We start from the raw sequence: 20,277 nt of genomic DNA, 5'->3' as shown, positions 1-20,277 counted from the left end.
GGCCAAGCCAACTACGCCGCCGCCAACACCTACCTCGACACCCTCGCCCACCACCGCCACACCCAAGGACTCCCCGCCACCAGCCTCGCCTGGGGCCTCTGGACCGACACCAGCACCATGACCAACACCCTCACCACCACCGACCACCAACGCCTCAACACCACCGGACTCACCCCCCTCACCACCCCCACCGCACTCACCCTCTTCGACACCACCCTCCACACCCCCCACCCCCACCTCCTCCTCACCCCCATCGACCGAACCGCCCTACGCCGCCACGCACGCAACGGCACGCTCCCGCCGCTCCTCGACCGGCTGGTCCCCGCCCCGGCCCGGCAGGCGGCGGCATCGGGCGGCGGCGCGGCGCTGGCCGAACGGCTCAGCGGGCTGGACGGGACCAAGCGGGAACAGGTCCTGCTCGATCTGGTGCGCACGCACGTCGCGACGGTGCTGGGACACGAATCGGCCGCCGGCATCGATCCGGACTCGGCGCTCAAGGAATTGGGCTTCGACTCGCTCACCGCCGTCAGCCTGCGCAACCAGCTGTCCGCCGCGACCGGCCTGCGGCTGTCGACCACCCTGGTCTTCGACCACCCCAGCACGGCGGCCATCGCGAGCCATCTCGGCGAGCAGTTCGAGGGCGGTGCGGGTCGCCAGGCGCCGGTCCAGGCGGAGCTGGACCGTCTCGAGGCGGCCGTGGCCGCCACCGACCTGGACGACGCGGGCCGGGAGCGGCTCGGGGCCCGGCTACAGGCCCTGCTGCTGCGGGTCACCGAGACGCGAGGGGCGGCAACGGCAGCCACCGAGGACGACGATCTCGCGTCGGTGACCGACAACGAACTCTTCGACGTCCTCGACCAGGAGCTCGGACTGTCAGGGCTGGAGGACCGATGACCGGAGGACCTGCACAGATGGACGCGGTGAAGGAGCAGAAGGTCGTCGACTACCTCAGGTGGACGACCGCCGAGCTTCAGGACACCCGGCGGCGGCTCGCCGAGGCCGAGGCCGCCCAGCGCGAGCCGATCGCCATCGTGGCGATGGGCTGCCGCTACCCCGGCGGAGTACGGTCACCCGAGGACCTGTGGCGGCTGGTGGCGGACGGCGTGGACGCGGTCTCGTCCTTCCCGCGCGACCGCGGCTGGGACCTCGAGGCACTCTACGACCCGGACCCGGAGAAAGCCGGCACCTGCTACACGCAGGAGGGCGGATTCCTCTACGACGCCGCCGAGTTCGACCCCGAGTTCTTCGGGATCAGCCCGCGCGAGGCGATGGCCGTCGACCCGCAGCAGCGGCTGCTGCTCGAAACCGCCTGGGAGACCCTGGAGAACGCCGGCATCGACCCCGCCACCCTGCGCGGCAGCCGGACCGGTGTCTTCGCCGGCGTCCTGTACGACGACTACGCCGCCCGCCTGATGGAGCGGACACCGGAGGGCTTCGAAGGCTTCCTGGGGACGGGGAGCGCGAGCAGCGTGGCGACCGGGCGGATCGCCTACACCCTCGGCCTGGAGGGCCCGGCCGTCACCGTGGACACGGCGTGCTCCTCCTCGCTGGTCGCCCTGCACCTCGCGGCCCGGGCGCTGCGCGCCGGGGACTGCGAGCTGGCGTTGGCGGGCGGGGTGACCGTGATGGCGACGCCCGGCGTCTTCGTGGACTTCAGCCGGCAGCGCGGACTGTCGCCGGACGGACGCTGCAAGTCCTTCGCGGCCGGCGCGGACGGCACGGGCTGGGGCGAGGGCGTCGGCCTGCTGCTGCTGGAGCGGCTCTCGGACGCCCGCCGCAACGGGCACCCGGTCCTCGCCGTGGTGCGCGGCTCGGCGGTGAACCAGGACGGCGCCTCGAACGGGCTGACGGCGCCGAACGGTCCGGCCCAGCAGCGGGTGATCCGCCAGGCCCTCGCCGACGCACGCCTGGAGCCGTCGGACGTGGACGTGGTGGAGGGGCACGGCACCGGCACCGTCCTGGGCGACCCGATCGAGGCCCAGGCGCTGCTGGCCACCTACGGGCAGGGCCGGCCCGCCGAACGGCCGCTCTGGCTCGGCTCCGTGAAGTCCAACATCGGCCACACCCAGGGCGCCGCCGGGGTCGCCGGGGTGATCAAGATGGTGCAGGCCCTGCGGCACGGGGTGCTGCCCCGGACCCTGCACGCGGACGAACCGAGCCCGCACGTGGACTGGACGGCCGGCAAGGTCGCGCTGCTGGCCGAGGCCCGCCCCTGGCCGCACGGGCCCGGGCCGCACCGCGCCGCCGTCTCCTCGTTCGGGGTCAGCGGCACCAACGCGCACGTCATCGTGGAGGAGGCGCCCGCGCCGACCGCGGCGGAGGCGCCCGCGCCCACCGACGCGACGCCGCACGGTGCCCCGGCGAACGGCACCCCGGTGCGCCGCACGGCACCGGACGACGCTCCGGCCCGGCCGGTCCCGCTGGTGCTGTCGGCCCGGAACGAACAGGCGCTGCGTGACGCCGCCCGCGCCCTGGCCGTCCGGCTCGCGGCCGACCCGGCGCCGCGCCCCGTGGACGTGGCGTTCTCGCTCGCCACCACCCGCACCGCCATGGCGCACCGCGCGGTGGTCGTCGGCGCGGACCGGACCGACCTGACCCGCGGCCTGGACGCGTTGGCCCGGGGGGACCTGCTGCCCGGCAACGTGGTGGTGGGCCGCGCCGAGTCCGGGCCGGGCAGGCTCGCCTACCTGTTCACCGGCCAGGGCAGCCAGCGCGCCGGGATGGGGCGCGCCCTCGCCGCGGCCCACCCGGTGTTCGCCGACGCCCTGGACGAGGTGTGCGCCGAGCTGGACCGGCACCTCGACCGCCCGTTGCGCCCACTGCTGTTCGGCGCCAAGGACCACCCGGACGCCGCGCTGCTGCACCGGACGCAGTACGCGCAGCCGGCGATCTTCGCCGTGGAGACGGCGTTGTTCCGGCTGCTCGGGCACTGGGGGCTGCGGCCCGACTTCCTGTTGGGCCACTCCGTCGGCGAGCTGGCCGCCGCGCACGTGGCCGGGGTCCTCGACCTGTCCGACGCGGCCGGGCTGGTCGCCGCACGGGCGCGCGCCATGCAACGGGCCCGGCCGGACGGCGCGATGGTCGCCGTCGAGGCGGCGGAGGAGGAGATGCTCGCCACCCTGGTCGGCCGTGCGGCCCAGGTGTCGCTGGCGGCCGTCAACGGGCCGTCGGCGACGGTGGTCTCCGGCGACGAGGAAGCGGTCCTGGACGTCGCCGCCCACTGGCGCGCCGAGGGCCGGCGGGTCCGGCGGCTCGACGTCAGCCACGCCTTCCACTCCCCGCACATGGACGAGGTCCTGGCCGAGTTCGGGGAGGCCCTGGCCCGGGTGACGTTCGCCGAGCCGACCGTCCCGCTCGTCTCCAACGTCACCGGCGGGCTCGCCGACCCGGCCGAACTGCGCACCGCCGGCTACTGGTTGGGGCACGCCCGGCAGCCCGTCCGGTTCGCCGACGGCGTCCGGACGCTGCGCGCGGCCGGGGTGACCTGCTTCGTCGAACTCGGGCCGGACGCGGTCCTGACCGCACTGGCGCGCGAATGCCTCCGCGACCGGACGTACGGCGGGCCTGCGGGCGACGGGCCGACGCCCACGCTGGTGCCCGTGCTGAGCGCCCGGCGGCCCGAGCCGCAGACCGTGCTGACGGCGCTGGCCGCGGTTCACGCGACGGGCCGCCCGGTCGACTGGGCGGCCCAGTTCGCCGGCACGGGTGCCGCGCGCGTCCCGCTGCCGACGTACCCGTTCCAGCGCCGGAGCTACTGGCTCAACCCCGTCGCCGACCCGGCCGGAGCCGGCACCGGACCGGGACAGCGATCCCTGGAGTCCCGGTTCTGGGCGGCCGTCGACGAGCAGGACGCCGAGTCGCTCGGCCGGTCCCTGCGGCTGTCCGCCACCCAACTCGCCTCGCTGGCCGAGGTCCTGCCCCTGCTGGCGGTCCACCGACGGCGCGCCGGGTGGCATCACCGGACGCTCTGGCAGCCCCTCGCGCAGAACCCGGCGGCGGACGCCCCGCGGCTGCTCCTGCTGGTGCCCGACGATCCGGCCGACGGCGGCCCGGCGGCCCGGCTGGCCGCCGTGCTCGGCGACGCCGCCGACCGCCTCGTGGTTCCGGCCTCCTTCGGGAGCGCCGGGGAGACCGCGGACACCGACGGCCTCACCGCACTGATCGGCGTCGCACTGACCGAGGCCGGGGCCGCCGGCCGCCCGGAGGGGGCGCCCCGCGCGGTCGTGTCGCTGCTCGCCTTCGCACCGGAGCCCGGCCGGGGCCTGGCACTGACCGCCGCCCTGCCACCGGCGCTGGACCGGGCCGGGGTGGCCGCTCCGCTGTGGGTCCTGACCAGCGGCGCGGTCACGGTCGGTCGGCTCGACCCGCCGGCCTCGCCGGAGCACGCCGCCGTCCGGGGCCTCGGCGAGGTCCTCGTCGGCGACCACCCGCACCGCGCGATCGGCCTGCTCGACCTGGAGGTACCTCCCGCGCGGCCCGGAGCGCAGGCCCCGGCCGCCCCCCACCGCACGGACCAGGACGGATCCGACCGGCCCGCGCAGCGGCTGGCCGGCCTGCTCTCCGCTCCCCCGGCCGACCCGCGCCTCGCACTGCGCGGTCCCGGTCTCTTCGCCCGGCGGCTGGCCCGGATCGCCCCGCCCGAGGACGGCCGCGACCTCCCCCGGTGGCCGGAGGGAACGGTCCTGGTCACCGGGGCCGACCCGGTGGTCGGCGGCCATGTGCTCCGCTGGCTCGCCGAGCACGGCGCCACCCGGTTGGTCCTGGCCGGCCCGCCGGCGCCGGCCGCAGGGTCCGCCCGGCCGTCCGACCTCACCGGGCCGGCCGAGCAGGCGGGCACCGAGGTCACGGTGGCGCACTGCCCGGCCGGCGACCGCGAGGCGCTCGCCCGGGTGGTCGCCCAGTGGCCGCCCACGGCCGTCGTGCACCTCGCCCACACCGGCGGCACGTCCCCGTCGGCGGCGGTCGACGCGGCGCTCGCGGTCGACGAGGCCACCGCGCACCTCGACCTGGCGGCGTTCGTGGTGTGCTCCTCCGGGCCGGGCGCGCTGGCCGCCCCCGGCGAGGACGGGCCGGCCCCCGTGCACGCCGCCCTGGCGGCGGTGGCCCGGCGACGGCGGGAACGCGGGGGGCGCGCGCTGTCCCTCGCGTTCGGGCCGCTCGCCCCCGGCACCGTCGACGCCCCCGGCAGCGTCGACGCCCCCGACTCCGCCGGCGCCACCACCGCGGTCCCCGTCGACGGGGGGCACCCCGCCCCTCCCGCCGGACTCCGGCCGGTGCCGGCGGCCCTCGCCGTCGAGGCGTTCGGCTACGCCGTCCAGCCCGGCGCCGGGGACGTGACGGTGGCCGACCTGGACGGGAGCGCCGCGCCCTGGCCCGGGTCCGACCCGCTCTTCGCCGACCTGCCCGGCTTCGGCTCCGCCGCCGCGGCCGCGTCCGCACCGGGCTCCGCCGCCGGCTCCCCGGCGGTGGATCCCGTGCTGTCGGCCCGGCTCGCCGCCGCGGACCCCGCCGAACGCGCCGCCGTCGTGCTGGAGCTGGTCCGCGCCGCGGCGGCGGAGGTCCTGGGCATCGACGCCGCCGGGGGGGTCGACCCGGACGCCGATCTGCCCGCCCTGGGCCTGTCGTCCCTGGCCGCCCTGGACCTGAGTGCCCAGATGCGCGCTGCGGGACTGGACGTGACACCGCAGCAGGTCTTCGACCATCCGACACCCGCCAAGCTCGCCGCGTCCGCGTCCGCGTACCCGGCCCGCTAGAACCCTGGGGGACATCTCCATGCAGCACGACATCGTCATCGTCGGCGCCGGACCGGTCGGGCTCATGCTCGCGTGCGAGCTGCGGCTGGCCGGCGCGGAGGTCGTCGTCCTCGACGGCCGCCCCGGCCCCGAGGCCCACGCGCCGGGCGTGGCCGTCAACCCCGGGGTCATCGAACTCCTGGAGATGCGCGGGCTGATGGAGGCCTGCCGCCCGGACGGCTTCGAGTTCCCGATGGCCCACTTCGCGCACATCTGGCTGGACCCGTCCGCGCTCGCCGACCGGTACCCGTACAACTTCTCCCTGCCGCACGGCAGGCTGGTCCACCACCTGGTGGAGCGGGCGCGGGCGCTGGGGGCGGACCTGCGGTTCGGGCACCGGGTGGTCGGCGTCGAGCAGGACGAGCACCGGGTCGAGACGCGGGTCGAGGGCCCGGCGGGCGGGCAGACCCTGCTCAGCCGGCACCTGGTCGGCTGCGACGGGGTGGACAGCGTGGTGCGCCGGGCGACCGGCATCGCGTTCCCGGGCCACGAGGAACCCTTCCACGGCACGGTCTCCGACTTCTCGGTGGCGACGGACAGCGTCCTGCGCCAGCACCTGGGCGCCCGCGAGTACCCGGCGGGACTGCTGGCGGTCAGCCCGCTGGGGCCGGACACGGTCCGGGTCCTGACGGCCGAGTTCGGCGTGGAGCCTCCCGAGGGTGACGACGCGCCGGGACTGGCGGAGATCCAGGGCGCGGTGAGCCGCCTCGCGGGCGTCGGGTTCGCCGACGGGCCGCCGCTCTGGTCGGCCCGCTGGTCCAACGCGACCCGGCTCGCCGAGCGCTACCGTGCCGGGCGGGTGTTCCTCGCGGGGGACGCGGCTCACCGGCACTTCCCGCTCGGCGGGCAGGCGCTCAGCACCGGCCTGGACGACGCGGTGAACCTGGGCTGGAAGCTCGCGGCGGACCTGGCCGGCCGGGCACCGGAGGGCCTGCTCGACAGTTACCACGACGAGCGGCACCCGGTCGGGGCCCGGGCCTGTCTGACGACCCGTGCGCAGGCGGCGCTGCTGCACCCGCTGACGCCCTTGCGGGAGGTCTTCGCCGAGCTCGTCCGCTTCCCGGACGTCAACGAGTACCTGGTCACCATGGTCGGCGGCACCGACACCCGTTACCCGCTGGGGCAGGCCGGACCGGACGCCGATCCGCTGCTCGGCCGCCGGCTGCCGGGGGTGGCGGCGGCCGCGCGGGCGGTGCCGGGGCTGGCCTCGGCCTGGGAGGCCGGCCGCGCGGTGCTGCTCGATCTCCGTGCCGGAGGCGGCGACGCCGGCACCGATTTGGCCGGCGAACTCGCCGGCCGGGAGGGCCTGGTGGACTTCGTCACGGCGAAGCCGCTGCCCGGCGTGGACGCCGAGGCCGTTCTGCTGCGACCGGACGGCCGGATCGCCTGGACGCTGCCGGCGGGCGGGGACTCCACGGGCCTCGCCGCCGCCCTCGCCGCCCTGTTCGGCGAGCCCGCCGCCTAGGGCGTGTCTTATGGATCAGGCCAGGCCCGCGACGCCAGGGCACGCACCTCGCCGCGTTGTCGTCGGTCGCCGATGGCCCCCAGCCTTCGGCCGGGAGGTGCCCCCACCGCATGGACTCTCCCCCAGCCTTCGGCCGGGAGGTGCCCCCATCCTCCGCCTTGCGATGCACGCACCCTGACGCCGCGGTCTGGTCCGACCTGATCCACAAGACACGCCCTAGAGGGCACCACCGAAGGCACTCCCCGCCCCGCCCCGGGCCGAGCCGCACCCGCCCCGGCCCGGCGGCCCGGCGGCCCTTAGGACCGATTAAGCGCCACGACCCAGCATGACGGTGGCAGGCGAAAGGACGAACATGGACGTGTACGTGCACTCCGCCGGGACGGTGCTGCCCGGCGCGCCGGTGGACATCCCGGCCCTGGCCCGACGGTTCAAACTGCCCCAGGTCTGGGAGCAGTGGGTGGACACCTTCATCGGCACCCCCCTCCGGCACTACTCGGTGGACCTGGACTCCGGCGAGGTCCGCTTCTCCCTGGCCGACCTCGCGGTGACCGCGGCGCAGCGCGCGCTGACGGCCGCCGGGATCACGGCGGCCGAGGTCGACCTCGTCGTCATGGGCACCTCCTCGCCGGACATGCTGATGCCGGCCACGGTCAACGTGGTCGCCGATCGGCTGGGCATCGACGGGGTGCCCGGCTACCAGCTCCAGTCGGGGTGCGCGGGCGCGGTGCAGGCCCTGGACGTGGCCCGGCACATGCTGGGCTCGGGGGCGTTCCGCACCGCGCTGGTGATCGGCGCCGATTCCTGTGCCAAGCACTTCGACCTGACCTTGGACGTCAGCGCGCTGCCGCCCGGCGAGCAGGTCAACGGTGTGCTGTTCGGGGACGGCGCCGGGGCGGCGGTGCTGAGCACGGAGCCGTCGGCGGAGCCGGTCGCGCTGCGCTGGACGCAGGTGCGGTGCGTGGGCCGGAACCGGCCGCCGGGGCAGACCCTGGACTGGTTCGGCGCGGCGGACCGGCACCTGGACCGGCCCGCGGCGGTGGAGGACTACCAGGCGGTCCGCGATTCGGTTCCCCCGCTGGCCGTGGCCACCCTGGACGAGGTGCTCGCGGAACTCGACTGGAGCCGGGACGAGTTGGACTACATCCTGCCGCCGCAGCTGTCCGGCCGGATGACCGCCGAGATCCATGCCCGGCTGGACGTGCCGGACGCCCGGGAGGTCAGCTGCATCCGGGAGACCGGCAACACCGGCAACGCGCTGCCGTTCTTCCAGCTGGAGCGGCTGCTGCCGCGCATGATCGCCGGTGACCGGGCGGTCGGGGTCGCGATCGAGTCGAGCAAGTGGATCAAGGCCGGGTACGCCCTGGAGCGGGTGGAGCGATGACCGCCACCGCCGCCCCCTCCGCGCGCGCGGTCGCCGACCTGCACGCGGCCGGCCGACTCGCCGCCGACTACCCGCGGGTCCGCGGACTGCTCGCGGACCTGCCGGACGCCGAACTGGCCAGGGCGGGCCAGGTGCTGGCCCGGCTCGACCCCGACGAGGTGCTGCGCGCGCACCCGTCCGTCCCGGTGGTCGGGGTCGCGGTCACCGGGCACCGCACGCTGGCCACCCTGGTCCCCCCGCTGACCGCCGAACTGGCCCGCCACGGCCTGCTGGCGCGGACGCGCCTGTCCGGATTCGACGCCTGGGTCTTCGACCTCGGCGACCCGGGGAGCGACCTGTACGCGGCGCGGCCGGACGTCGTGCTGTGCGTGCTGGACCCCGAGGTGGTCTTCGACGAGGTGCCGCTCCCGTGGACGGCCGCGGACGTCGAACGGGTCCTGGACGAGAAGGTCTCGCTGGTGCGGGACCTGGCGGCCGCGTTCGGCCGCCGGGGCGCCGGCACGCTGGTGCTCAACACGCTGCCGCTGCCGAGGCGCTTCGCCGCGCAGCTGGTCGACTACCGCTCCCGGGCCCGGCTGGGCGCGGCCTGGCGCACCGCCAACTCCCGGCTGCTCGCCCTGGGCGAGGAACTCCCCTCGGTGGTCACCCTGGACCTGGACCCGCTGCTCGCCGAGGGGATCCCCGCGGAGGACGCCCGGCTGGGCCGCTACGCCGGGGTCGGCCTGTCGCCGGCCCTGCTGGCCCGGTACGCCCGCGAGGTCGGGCACCTGGCGCGGCACCTCACCGGGCGGACCCGCAAGGCGCTGGTGTGCGACCTGGACGGGACCCTGTGGGGCGGGGTGCTCGGGGACGACGGCGCGGACGGCGTCGAGCTGGGCGGGACCCCCCGGGGCGAGGCGTTCGCCGCGTTCCAGCGGGTGGTCCGCCAGCTCGGCTCGCAGGGCGTCCTGCTGGCGGTGGCGAGCAAGAACGATCCGGAGCCGGTCGCCGCGGCGCTGCGCGACCACCCGGGCATGGTCCTGCGGCCGGAGGACTTCGTGCGGGTCGCGGCGAACTGGCGGCCGAAGCCGGAGAACCTCGCCGAGCTGGCGAGCTCCCTCAACATCGGCGTGGACTCCTTCGTCTTCGTGGACGACAGCGCTTTCGAGTGCGGGATGGTCCGGCACGCGCTGCCCGACGTCGCGGTGGTCCGGCTGGACGAGGAACCCGCCCGGCACGTCGAGCGTCTGCTGGCCGACGGCTGGTTCGACACCCGGGAGCTGAACGCGGACGACCGCGCCCGGTCCGCCCGCTACCGGGAGGAGCTGGACCGGCAGGGCTTCCTGGCCTCGTTCGACTCCGTCGCCGACTACCTGCGCGGACTCGGGGTGCGGGTGCGGTTCGGGCCCGTGACGGAGGCCGAGGTGGCCCGGGCCTCGCAGCTCACGCTGCGGACCAACCAGTTCAACATGACCGGCCGGCGGCTCCAGCCGCCCGAGGTGCGGGCGGCCGCGGCCGCCGCCGGCAGCCGGGTGCTCGCCATCCGCTCCGCGGACCGGTTCGGCGACAACGGCATGGTCGGCGTGGTCCTCACCCGGGCCGAGGCCGGCGTCGTGCACATCGACAACTTCGTCCTCAGCTGCCGGGTGTTCTCCCGGGGCATCGAGTCGGCCTGCCTGGCCGCCGTGCTGGCGGACGCGAAGGCCACCGGGGCGCACGCGGTGGAAGCCGTGTTCCGGCCGGGCCCGAAGAACGCCGGAGCGCGGGACTTCTACCCGGAGCACGGCTTCACCCGGGTCGGCGAGGCGGAGGGCGGCGGTGCGCTCTACCGCCACGACCTGACCGGCATCGCGGCGCCGCCCGCACACATCGAGTTCACCGAGTCCCAGGAGGAGAGCAGTTGACGACCATCGAGGACTTCATGGTGCTGGTCCGCGACGAGATCGGGCTGCCGCTGGGGCCCGAGGACGCCGGCCTGCCGCTCGACCGGCTCCCCGGCTGGGACTCGGTGCACCTGCTGACCCTGCTCACCGCCCTGGAGCGGGAGACCGGGCGGCCGATCTCGCTGCCGGACGTCCTGGCGGCGGAGAGCCTGCGGGAGATCCACCGCGTGGCGGTGGGCGCATGACGGCCGGGCCGTCCGTGCCGGTCGGGCCGGTCGCCCGGGAGCGGCGCCCCACCCTGTACTTCCTCCGCGAGATCCGGTCGTTCGCGCCGGTGCACCTCGACACCGAGGTCGACATGACCCGGATCGGGGCGCTCCGGGCGGCCGCGCTCGCCGAGGGCCGGCGCTCGTCGTGGCTGAGCTACGTGCTGTTCGCGGCGGGCCGTGCCCTGGCGGCCCACCCGGAGGCCAATGCCGCGATCGGCGGCCGGGTGCGGCCCAGGGTGGCCCGTTCCGCCTCGGTGAACGGCAAGTTCACGATGGACCACACCACGAACGGGCAGCGGGTGGTGCTGTCGGCGGTCGTCCCCGACCTGCAGACGGCGAGCCTGGAGGAGATCCAGCGGCAGGTCGACCACTACACGGGGGGTGACGCCGAGCAGCTGCCGGAGTTCGCCGGCGCACGGCTGCTGCGCCGCCTCCCCTGGGTGCTCGGCGAGGCGGCGTACCGCGCGCGGGTCCGCCCGCTGCGCGGCCGGGCCGCCGCGGTCGGGACCGTCGCGGTGACCTCGCTGTCCCACCGCGCGGTGGACGGCTTCCACTCGGTCGGCGGGACGACGGTCACGATCGGCCTCGGGCGGATCACCGACCGGCCGGTGGTGCGCGACGGCGCGGTGACGGTGGCGCCCGTGATGCGGCTGAACCTCACCTTCGACCACCGGGTGATCGACGGCGCGGAGGCCGCCGACCTGCTGACCGACCTCAAGCGCCTGTTGGAGGAGTTCGAGGACGAGCCGGCCCGGCCGGGCGGCACCAACGACGTCGGCGAGTTGAAGCAGTTCGTGCTGGCGCACACCCGGGGGCAGAAGGTCGCGGGCCACGAGGCGGTGCTGGCCCGGATCCGCGACGACGCGGACGGCGAGGGGTCGTGGGCCGCCGAGTGGACCCGCTCGGCGAAGCGGCTGGAGCTCGAGGGGCGGCTGCTGGACGCGTGCCGCCACTACTCGATGGCCCGGTTCCCGTTCGTGGACGGGGCCGTGCGCCGGCGGGCGCTGGAGGAGACGGTGCGGACCTTCGACGAGTGGCGCCGGGCCGACCCGGACATCGAGCGGCTGGAGGTGGAGCTGCCGAACGGGCGGGTCGCCGCCTGGGCGACCGGGATGTCCGACGGTGTGCGGCGGCCGCTGCTGATCGTCAGCGGCGGCATCGTCACCGTCAAGGAGCAGTGGGGGCCCACGCTGGCCGCGATCCGGCGCCTGGGCATGGCCGGGATCGTCACCGAGATGCCCGGCGTCGGCGAGAACACCCTGCCCTACGACCGGGACGCCTGGCGGATGCTGCCCGGGCTGCTCGACCACGTGGCCGACCGGGCCGACGTGGCCGACTCGTACGCGCTGGCCCTGAGCTTCAGCGGCCACCTGGCCCTGCGCGCCGCGTTGGACGACCGCCGGATCAGGGGGGTGCTGACGGCCGGGGCCCCGGTCAGCGGCTTCTTCACCGACCGGGACTGGCAGGCCGCCCTGCCGCGGATCACCGTGGACACCCTGGCGCATCTGATGGACCGCAAGCCCGACGCCGCGCTCGAGGAGCTGCGGGAGTGGGCGCTGCGGCCCGAGCAGCTCGCCGCGCTGGACATCCCGGTCCGCTACGTCGCCTGCGCGCGCGACGAGATCATCCCGAACTCGGACGTGTCCCTGCTCCGCGCCCACGTACGGGACTTCCGGAGCCTGCTCCACGACGACGTGCACGGCGCGCCCGCACACTCCGTGGAGACGCAGTTGTGGCTGATCCGGTCGCTGCTGGGGATCCGCGGCGGGAACGTCCCCGCGGCCCTGACCATCGGCCTGCTCTACCGGCTGGCCCGGCTGCGCGGCGGAGCCGCGGGCTGACGACTCCGGGCCGGCCCGGCCCGGCCGTCGGACGGGCCGGGCCGAAGGGGTCCGGCCCGGCCCGCGCGGCCGGGGTCCTGGCGGTCGGCGCCGCTACCCGGCGGGCGCGGGGAGCGCGGGGGCGATCCGTTCCAGGGTGGAGCGGATCGCCTCCGACAACGAGACGTTCTGCGGTTCGTCGACCCAGAACTCGATCGCGACCCGGACCGCGTTGACCACCATGGTGGCCAGCAGCCGCGGGTAGACGTCGGTGCGCGGGTCGACGCCGAGCCGCTCGGCGATCCCGGCGGCGAGGGCGGTCTCCCGGGCGGCGTGCGCCTTGAGGTACTCGCCGCCGAGCGGCGAGGTCGCGACGGCCAGCCGCACCTTGGTGACGAGGTCGCGGTCCACGTTGTCGCCGGCCAGGAAGGCGGCGAGCATGGCGTTGACGACCGCTTCGAGCAGCGGCTCGTCGGCCGGCCGGTCCCTCAGGTGCTCGCGGATCGCCGCCGACCGGTCGAGGTCGACCGCGAACAGGGCCTCGTTCTTGCTGCGGAAGTAGTTGCCGAACGAACGGGTGGACATGCCGGCCCTGGCCGCGATGTCCTCGACCCGGACGTTCTCCCAGCCCCGTTCCACCGCCAGGCCGAGCGCGACCTCGCTGAGCGCGCGGCGGACGGCGGCCACTTTGCTGTCCCGAAGCGTTGGCGTCACGGCCTCAGCGTCGCACGCCGGTTCCGGCGGGGCAAGTTCGGACACCGCAGGGAATTGCCGAGTCTGCAAGAGCGGCCCGGGCCCGCGGCCGGGTGTTTTCAGGGGCCCTTTAGCCCGGTCGGCTGGACTGGGCCTGTCCGGCCGCACATATCCCCGGGAGTCCACCATGCGCGTCCTGTTCACCCCGCTCCCAGTCGGGAGCCACCTCTACCACCAGGTGTCGCTGGCGTGGGCCTTCCGCGCCGCCGGGCACGAGGTGCGGGTCGCCTCGCAGGCGTCCCTCACCAAGACCACCCTCAGCACCGGACTGACCGCGGTCGAGGTCGGCGACGACTACGACTTCATGGCCAGCATGGCGGCCATGCCCGAGAGCCACCGGATCAGCGCGGCCGCGCTGATGGTGATGTCCGAGGACGAGCGGCGCGCGATGGGGCAGCGCCGGTCCGGCCCGCTGATCGAGCTGAACCAGAGGCTGGCGCCGGACCTGCTGCGGTTCGCCGAGGAGTGGCGGCCCGACCTCCTGGTCACCGACCCGACGCTGTTCGCCGCGCCGCTGGTCAGCGCCGTCCTCGGCATCCCGATCATCCGGAACATCTGGGGCCCCGACATCATCTTCGGCCACCCGTTGCAGGGTCAGCCCAACACCGGCGCCGAGCGCGAGCAGTGGCACCCCGGCCTGGTCGAGCTGTTCGACCGCTACGGGGCGGAGGTCCGCAACGACTACATCACCCAGACCGTCGACCCCTGGCCGGCCAGCCTGCGCACCTTCGGGGCGGCCAACCCGCTGCCCCGCCGCTACGTGGCCTACAACGGCGCGGGCGCGGCGCCGGACTGGATCCTCAAGCGCACCGGCAAGCCGCGGGTCTGCGTCACCTGGGGGACCACCACCAGCGTGCTCGGCGGCCACAGCGCCCTGCTCCCGCGCGTCGTCGACGCGCTCGCCCCGCTCGACATCGAGCTCGTGGTCACGGTCAGCAGCACCGACCGGGCGAGCCTCACCGGCCTGCCGGACAACGTGCGGGTGGTCGAGAACCTGCCGCTGAACCTGCTGATGCCCAGCTGCGACGCCATCGTCAACCAGGGCGGCACCGGATCGGTGCTCACGGCCGCCGCCGCCGGGGTCCCGCAGGTGCTCGTGCCGGAGATCTCCGAGGCGCCGACCAACGCGATCAGCTTCACCGCCAGCGGCGCGTCCGTCCTGCTGGAACCGGCCGAACTCACCGCCGAGGCCGTCGCCGCCGCGGTGACGGCCGTGCTGACCGACGACACGATCCGGAAGTCGGCGGACCGGATCCGCGAGGAGATCGCCGCCATGCCGTCGCCCGCCTCGGTGGTCTCCACCGTGGAGGCCCTGGTCGCCGCCTGACGGAAGGACACCGCTCCGCGGTCCGCCCGGCAGCACCCTGCCGGGCGGACCGCGGCCGCGCCGCAGCTCCCCGTCGGCCTGCCCGGCACCCCCCCTCTCGTCCGCGACGCCCGCGACGCCCGTGACACCCGTGACGCCCGTGACACCCGTGACACCCGTGACGCCCCAGGAGGGCACCTTGCGCATCCTCTTCCTACCGGTCGCCGCGACGACCACACCGCTGTTCCACATGGTGCCGCTGGCCTGGGCCTTCCGGGCGGCCGGCCACGAGGTGCGGGTCGCCGCCCTGCCGGACCTCACCCCGGCCGTCACCGGCGTCGGCCTGCCCGCCGTCGAGGTCGGGCACGGCTACGAGCTGATGGACGGCGTGATCCGCTCGCGCGGCGGCCACCGGGTGATCGAGGCGCCGGCGAAGGACTGGGACCGGACCGGGCTGGCCTCCCCGACCGGCCCGCACGGCCGGCCGGCCGCCCCCGGCGACCCGAAGGCCGCCCGGCTGGCCGAGCTCCGCGACGCCACCATGGCCCCGCTCGTCGAGGCCGCCGTCCGCATGGCGCCCGACCTGCTGCGGTTCGCCGAGCGCTGGCGGCCGGACCTGGTGGTGGCCGACTCGATGGTGTTCGCCGCGCCGCTGGTCGCCGCGGCCCTCGGGATCCCGCTGGTCCGCCAGACCTGGGGGCCGGACGTGCTGCGGGTGATCAGCCAGCCACTGCAGGGCCTGCCCGGCGCCGGCGACGCGGTCCGCCCGCACTGGCCCACCGGACTCCCCGAACTGTTCGACCGGTACGGGGCGGAGATCCGCAACGACTACCCGGTCCGCACCGTCGACCCGTGGCCCACCAGCCTGCAACTGCCGGGCATCTCCGGGCGACTGCCGATGCGGTTCGTCCCCTACAACGGCGCGGCGGCCGCACCGGACTGGGCGCTCGACCGCCCTGGGCGCCCCCGGGTCTGTGTCACCTGGGGCACCTCCACCTCCGCGCTGGCCGGCGACGAGGCGTTCGTCCTGCCGCAGGTGGTGGCCGGGCTCGCCGACCTGGACGTGGAGGTCGTGCTGGCGATCAGCGCCGGTGACCGGGCCAAGATCGGGCCGCTGCCCGCCAACGCCCGGATCGCCGAGAACGTGCCGCTCCACCTGTTCCTTCCGAGCTGCGCCGCCATCGTCAACCAGGGCGGGACGAGTTCGCTGCTCACGGCGGCCCTGCACGGCCTGCCGCAGGTGATGATGCCGCAGACGGCCGACAACCCGTTCAACGCGGCCAACTTCGCCGCCGGCGGCGCGAGCATCACCCTGGACCCGACCGAGGCGGGCCCGGCGGAGATCGGGGCGGCCGTCGGCCGACTGCTCACCGAGGACTCCTTCCGGGCGTCGGCACGGAAGGTGCGCGAGGAGATCATGAGCGCGCCGACGCCGGCCGAGATCGTCCGCTCCCTCGAAGCGCTGGTCTGACCGTCCGGGCCCCTCGGACGTACCGGCGTCCGAGGGGCCCGACGACCGCTGGAAACCACCAAGCCCCGGACGAGGGGCCCGGGTGCCGGGCCCCTCGTCCGGGGCGGGTGACGGTGCGTCAGCGGCCGATGCTCTGCTCGAAGGAGAAGAACCCGTGCGGGTCGTACGCGTTCTTCGCCTCGACCAGCCGCGGATAGTTCTCGGCGTAGTACGACTCCCGCCAGTCCGGCAGCGCGGGGTCGATGTAGTTCTGGTAGGTCTCGTGCGCGGAGTACCGGTCGGTGACGGCGAAGCCGTTGTCGATCCAGGCCCGGGCGGCCGCCTGTTCCTCGTCGGTGGCCTTGTCCGCCGGCAGCACGGTCGCCCAGTCCACCGAGAACCGGATGTCGCGGTGGACGTAGGCGGTCGCCGTCCGCCCGATGTCCGAGGAGGCCCCGCCCAGCGCGAAGACGTGCACCATCCGGGCGTGGCCGGCCCGGCGGTCGGCCTCGAAGGCCGCGAGCACCTCAGCCGACCCGGTGGCCGGCATGTTCTCCCGGAACAGTCGCGACCGGCTCAGGCTGAACCCGCTGCGGGGCAGGTTCGCCTGCGGGTTGTCGCCGACCCGGTGGCACTGGGCGACCGAGCTGGTGGAGCACTTGAACCAGGACATCATGCCGCCGCGGTATCCCAGCTCCTGCACGTTGCGGTAGGGCGGCGTCTGGCCGATCGCCGCGGCCAGCGCGTTCAGGTGCGGCGTGAGCTCCTCGGGCGAGCCGATGAAGGTGCCGTCGGTGAGCAGGAACGGTGCGGCGCCCGGGGAGGCGTCGAGCAGGCCGAGCAGGCAGCGGGCGCCGATCTCGCGGGGCGCCGAGTCGGCCAGCCAGTGCTGCCAGCCGTCCAGCACCTTCTCGGCGCTGTCCCAGGGCCAGGCCAGCGTGTAGTTGACCATCCGCGGGATGGTGGTGTGGCGCCGCTCGTAGCGGGTGACGATGCCGAAGTTGCCGCCGCCGCCGCCGCGCAGCGCCCAGAACAGCTCGGGGTGCTCCTCCTCGGAGGCGGTCACCACCTTCCCGTCGGCGAGCACGACCTCCGCCGACACCACCGAGTCGGCGCCGAGGCCGAGCGCCCGGGTCTGCCAGCCGACGCCGCCGCCCTGCAGGTAGCCGCCCATCGCGACGGTCGGACAGATCCCGCCCGCGAGCGCCACGCCGTTGGCGGAGGCCGCGTCGACGACGTCCACCAACTGGGCGCCGGGGCCCACGACGGCGGTCTGCGGGCCGAACCGGATCCCGTTGAGCTTCGACACGTCGATGATCAGGCCGGTGGTGGTGGAGTAGCCGCCGTAGCTGTGCCCGCCGCTGCGGGGCACGGCCGGTATGCCGTGGTGGTGGGCGAACGACAGGCAGGTCCGGACGTCGTCGGCGTCCGCGCAGTAGGCGATGCCGGCCGGGTTCACGGCGTCGAACGCCATGAAGTTCAGCTGCTTGGCGAACGCGTAGTCGGGGTCCTGCGGCCGTACCAGACGGCCCTTCAGCCGGCTCCCCAGCCGGCTCCAGTCGGACGCCTCCGCCAGACTGGCCGGGCCTGCTCCCATCGAGCCGAGGCCCGCCGCGGCCAGCGCGAGCGCGCCGCCCTTCAGCAGTGTTCTACGAGTGGGCACGCGTTGATCTCCTTCGTCGTCGTTCAGCGCCGGGCCGTGTGCGCGGCCAGCCGCTCGGTCATCAGGTCCACGATCGGTTGCCGGTGCTCGGCCAGGAAGAAGTGACCGCCGGCGTAGACGTGCAGGTCGAAGCCGGCCGTGGTGTGCCGTTCCCAGGCGCGGACGTCGTCCAGCGAGGTCTTGGGGTCGGCGTCGCCGGCGAGGGCGGTGATCGGGCAGCCCAACTCCGCCTCGCCGGCGAGCCGGTAGGACTCGGCGGCCTTGTAGTCGGCCCGGATCGCCGGCAGCGCCGAGCGCATCAGCTCGTCGTCGGCCAGGACGCGGGTGTCGGTGCCGCTGAGCCGGGCCACTTCGGCGAGCAGGCGGTCGTCGTCGAAGGTGTGCACCAGTTCCCCGCCCGGCCGCGAGGGCGCGCGGCGCCCGGAGGCGAACAGCCGCACCAGGGTCGCCCCCGGGACGGTCTCGATCCGGCGCGCCAGCTCGAACCCGAGGGTGGCCCCCATGCTGTGGCCGAACAGTGCCACCGGCCGGTCGAGGAACGGGCGCAGCGCCGCGAAGGCGGCGTCGGCCAGGGCCCCGATGTCGTCGATGCAGGGCTCCTGCCGTCGGTCCTGACGGCCGGGGTACTGCGCCGCCAGGACGTCCACGCGCTCCCCGACCGCCTGGGCGAACGGGAAGAAGTAGCTGGCCGCGCCGCCCGCGTGCGGCAGGCAGACCAGCCGCACCGGCGCCTCCCGGGCCTCCGGGACGTATCGCCGGAACCAGCGGGCGCCCTCGTCCGAGACCGTCGTCATCGGTTCCCCTCCTGTCTCCGCGGCCGCCCTCCGGCCGTCTCCTCCGCTGTCCCCCACCGCCTGGCCGGCGGTCTCCGCTTGCCTCCGGACGATCCGCACAGCCGTTCTACCAGAGCGAGTTGAGGCAGGCGAGGAGGGTGCGCGCCTGGACGTTGACGCAGTTGCGGTGCTGCACCCAGGCCGTCAGCTGACGGACAGTCATCCAGCGGAAGTCCGGGTGCGGCTCCAGGGCCTCCGGAAGGTCACCGCAGTCGACGACCAGGTAGCGGCACTCGGCGTGGTGGAAGCGGCCGCCCTCCTCGGAGAGCAGGACGTCGTAGCGGACGTTGTCCGTCGCGCCGAGCACGTAGTCGTAGAAGCGGGGCCGCCGCTCCGGCGGAGCGTCCGCGTAGGTGGCGGGGCTGCACTGCACGGTGGGGCCGAGCTCCACGACGTCCAGGAAGCCGGGTTCGACCGCCGCGCGCATCAGGACGTGCAGGACGCCGTCGATCCGGCGGGTCAGGAAGGCAACGACGCCGACGTCGACGGGGGCCAGCAGGGGCTGCTGCCACGCGTCGACCTCGCGCCGGCCGCGCACCGAGACGCCGATGATGCGGAAGTGCTTGCCCTGCCGGTGCGCGATCTCGTCGTCCGACACCTGCCACTCCCGCAGCCCGGTCAGTTCGACCGGTCCGACGGCGAGCGGGGTGTCGACCCGCACGTCGTTGAGCCAGGCGGAGATCTCGGCGTCGGTGTGGCGGCCGTCGGTGTCGGCGGCCCGCAGGGAGTGCCACAGCTCGGCGGCGAACTCCGGGTCGGGCGCGTCCGCCGACGGGCCGTCCGGCAGTCCGTCCGTGGCGATCGGCACGCAGGCGAGCACCGTCCGGGAGTCCATGTTGACCAGGTTCGGCACGGCCAGCAGTCGCCGTATCTGACCGTACGTCAGCCACCGGAAGTTGTCCCGGACCTCGATCTCGTCGGTGGTCTCCACGACCATGTTGCGGTTGCGCTTGCCCAGGAACCAGGCGCCCTGCTCGGACTGGAGCACATCGGCGATCACCCGGCCCCGGCCTTCCTGCAGGAAGTGGTCCAGATACGGGATCGCCGCCCCGCCGTGCACCTTGGTGTAGTTGCTCCGGGTGGCCTGCACGGTCGGCGACAGCTGGAGCTGCCGGCGGTTTCCCGGCTCGATCTTGGCCTGCATCAGGAAGTGCAGGACGCCCCCGAACTCCTTGGCCAGCAAGCCGAGTATGCCGACCTCGGGCTGATGGATGAGCGGTTGCTGCCAGGCCCGCGGTCCGGGCCCGGTCGAGGTGACGTCCGCCCCCTGGATGCTGAAGAACTTCCCGCTGTCGTGGACGAGCGAGGCCCTGCCCTCGGTGAAGTGCCAGCCCTTGAGGTCGGCCAGCGGGACCCGCTCGACCGTCATCCGGTCGGTCGTCTCACGCTCGCCGAGCCAGGCCGCGAACTCCTCGTTCGTCGTCAGGACACCCTCGGTGGCCAGCCCCGACCGCGTGACGCGCGGGCCGTCGGGCAGGACCTCGGCCGACGCGGACGGCCGACTGAGAATTTCGCTCATAATTCACCCCTCTGCAGAAGCGCCGGCACATATGGTGACGCCCCGCTTTAAACCCGCGCTAAAACCGGCCGAATTCCCGCCCGGAGGCCGCTGTTCCGGCATGCGGTTTTAGCATCGGCCAAGGCCCCCGTTAGCCGCCGGTGCGATTCTCGGCGGCAATTCCT

13 protein-coding genes are annotated in these 20,277 nt (G+C 74.9%); 9 read left to right on the top strand and 4 right to left on the bottom strand.

Features of this window, described 5'->3' with window-relative positions:
- The 7 genes from ACIQWA_RS38515 to ACIQWA_RS38485 form a co-directional block, all read left to right on the top strand.
- The coding region (locus tag ACIQWA_RS38515) for a beta-ketoacyl reductase (protein ID WP_402491165.1) at window positions 1-894 on the top strand (894 nt) is incomplete at its 5' end.
- 26 nt (window positions 895-920) lie between these two features.
- The gene (locus ACIQWA_RS38510) at window positions 921-5,753 is read left to right on the top strand and encodes a type I polyketide synthase (protein WP_402491168.1); all 4,833 of its coding nucleotides are present in this window, start codon (window positions 921-923) and stop codon (window positions 5,751-5,753) included.
- A gap of 19 nt (window positions 5,754-5,772) precedes the next feature.
- On the top strand, window positions 5,773-7,257 hold the full coding sequence (locus ACIQWA_RS38505; RefSeq protein WP_402491162.1) for an FAD-dependent monooxygenase: 1,485 nt from the start codon (window positions 5,773-5,775) through the stop codon (window positions 7,255-7,257).
- Between the two features lie 352 nt (window positions 7,258-7,609).
- Complete coding sequence (locus ACIQWA_RS38500) at window positions 7,610-8,638, top strand: 3-oxoacyl-ACP synthase III family protein (protein WP_360242706.1); 1,029 nt, start codon at window positions 7,610-7,612, stop codon at window positions 8,636-8,638.
- Window positions 8,635-10,521 (top strand): HAD-IIIC family phosphatase, encoded by a 1,887-nt coding sequence (locus ACIQWA_RS38495; RefSeq protein ID WP_402491159.1) that lies wholly within the window; start codon window positions 8,635-8,637, stop codon window positions 10,519-10,521. Before ACIQWA_RS38500 ends, ACIQWA_RS38495 begins: the two co-directional genes overlap by 4 nt.
- A complete protein-coding gene (locus ACIQWA_RS38490) occupies window positions 10,518-10,745 on the top strand; it encodes an acyl carrier protein (RefSeq protein WP_402491157.1) in 228 nt (75 codons plus the stop codon). Before ACIQWA_RS38495 ends, ACIQWA_RS38490 begins: the two co-directional genes overlap by 4 nt.
- Window positions 10,742-12,610, top strand: a complete 1,869-nt coding sequence (locus ACIQWA_RS38485) for a 2-oxo acid dehydrogenase subunit E2 (RefSeq protein WP_402491154.1) — start codon at window positions 10,742-10,744, stop codon at window positions 12,608-12,610. Before ACIQWA_RS38490 ends, ACIQWA_RS38485 begins: the two co-directional genes overlap by 4 nt.
- A 93-nt stretch (window positions 12,611-12,703) precedes the next feature.
- Here ACIQWA_RS38485 and ACIQWA_RS38480 read toward each other — a convergent pair whose 3' ends face one another.
- A complete protein-coding gene (locus ACIQWA_RS38480; protein ID WP_360242719.1) occupies window positions 12,704-13,303 on the bottom strand; it encodes a TetR family transcriptional regulator in 600 nt (199 codons plus the stop codon).
- A gap of 166 nt (window positions 13,304-13,469) precedes the next feature.
- On the opposite strand from ACIQWA_RS38480, the gene ACIQWA_RS38475 reads away from it, so the two are divergent.
- Together ACIQWA_RS38475 and ACIQWA_RS38470 are read left to right on the top strand one after the other, a co-directional pair.
- Window positions 13,470-14,669 carry a nucleotide disphospho-sugar-binding domain-containing protein gene (locus tag ACIQWA_RS38475; RefSeq protein WP_402491151.1) on the top strand — a complete coding sequence of 400 codons (1,200 nt, stop codon included), beginning with the start codon at window positions 13,470-13,472 and terminating at the stop codon, window positions 14,667-14,669.
- Window positions 14,670-14,847: 178 nt separating this feature from the next.
- A complete protein-coding gene (locus ACIQWA_RS38470; protein WP_360242725.1) occupies window positions 14,848-16,119 on the top strand; it encodes a nucleotide disphospho-sugar-binding domain-containing protein in 1,272 nt (423 codons plus the stop codon).
- 118 nt (window positions 16,120-16,237) lie between these two features.
- Here ACIQWA_RS38470 and ACIQWA_RS38465 read toward each other — a convergent pair whose 3' ends face one another.
- The 3 genes from ACIQWA_RS38465 to ACIQWA_RS38455 form a co-directional block, all read right to left on the bottom strand.
- Window positions 16,238-17,761 carry an FAD-binding oxidoreductase gene (locus ACIQWA_RS38465; RefSeq protein WP_402491148.1) on the bottom strand — a complete coding sequence of 508 codons (1,524 nt, stop codon included), beginning with the start codon at window positions 17,759-17,761 and terminating at the stop codon, window positions 16,238-16,240.
- Between the two features lie 23 nt (window positions 17,762-17,784).
- Complete coding sequence (locus ACIQWA_RS38460; RefSeq protein ID WP_402491145.1) at window positions 17,785-18,555, bottom strand: thioesterase II family protein; 771 nt, start codon at window positions 18,553-18,555, stop codon at window positions 17,785-17,787.
- Between the two features lie 106 nt (window positions 18,556-18,661).
- The gene (locus ACIQWA_RS38455; protein WP_402491143.1) at window positions 18,662-20,113 is read right to left on the bottom strand and encodes an NDP-hexose 2,3-dehydratase family protein; all 1,452 of its coding nucleotides are present in this window, start codon (window positions 20,111-20,113) and stop codon (window positions 18,662-18,664) included.
- Window positions 20,114-20,277 lie beyond the last annotated feature (164 nt).

This window comes from Kitasatospora sp. NPDC098652 (genome assembly GCF_044760155.1).
In the GTDB taxonomy this organism is placed as follows: domain Bacteria; phylum Actinomycetota; class Actinomycetes; order Streptomycetales; family Streptomycetaceae; genus Kitasatospora.
Note: the sequence above shows the minus strand (reverse complement) of the source record. Positions and strands in the feature narration are given on the sequence as shown.

Excerpts from the sequence above, each read along its gene's own strand:
- ACIQWA_RS38475 (WP_402491151.1), top strand. The coding sequence starts at position 13,470 with ATGCGCGTCCTGTTCACCCCGCTCCCAGTCGGGAGCCACCTCTACCAC.
- ACIQWA_RS38455 (WP_402491143.1), bottom strand. The coding sequence starts at position 20,113 with ATGAGCGAAATTCTCAGTCGGCCGTCCGCGTCGGCCGAGGTCCTGCCC.
- ACIQWA_RS38460 (WP_402491145.1), bottom strand. The coding sequence starts at position 18,555 with ATGACGACGGTCTCGGACGAGGGCGCCCGCTGGTTCCGGCGATACGTC.
- ACIQWA_RS38495 (WP_402491159.1), top strand. The coding sequence starts at position 8,635 with ATGACCGCCACCGCCGCCCCCTCCGCGCGCGCGGTCGCCGACCTGCAC.
- ACIQWA_RS38500 (WP_360242706.1), top strand. The coding sequence starts at position 7,610 with ATGGACGTGTACGTGCACTCCGCCGGGACGGTGCTGCCCGGCGCGCCG.
- ACIQWA_RS38485 (WP_402491154.1), top strand. The coding sequence starts at position 10,742 with ATGACGGCCGGGCCGTCCGTGCCGGTCGGGCCGGTCGCCCGGGAGCGG.
- ACIQWA_RS38505 (WP_402491162.1), top strand. The coding sequence starts at position 5,773 with ATGCAGCACGACATCGTCATCGTCGGCGCCGGACCGGTCGGGCTCATG.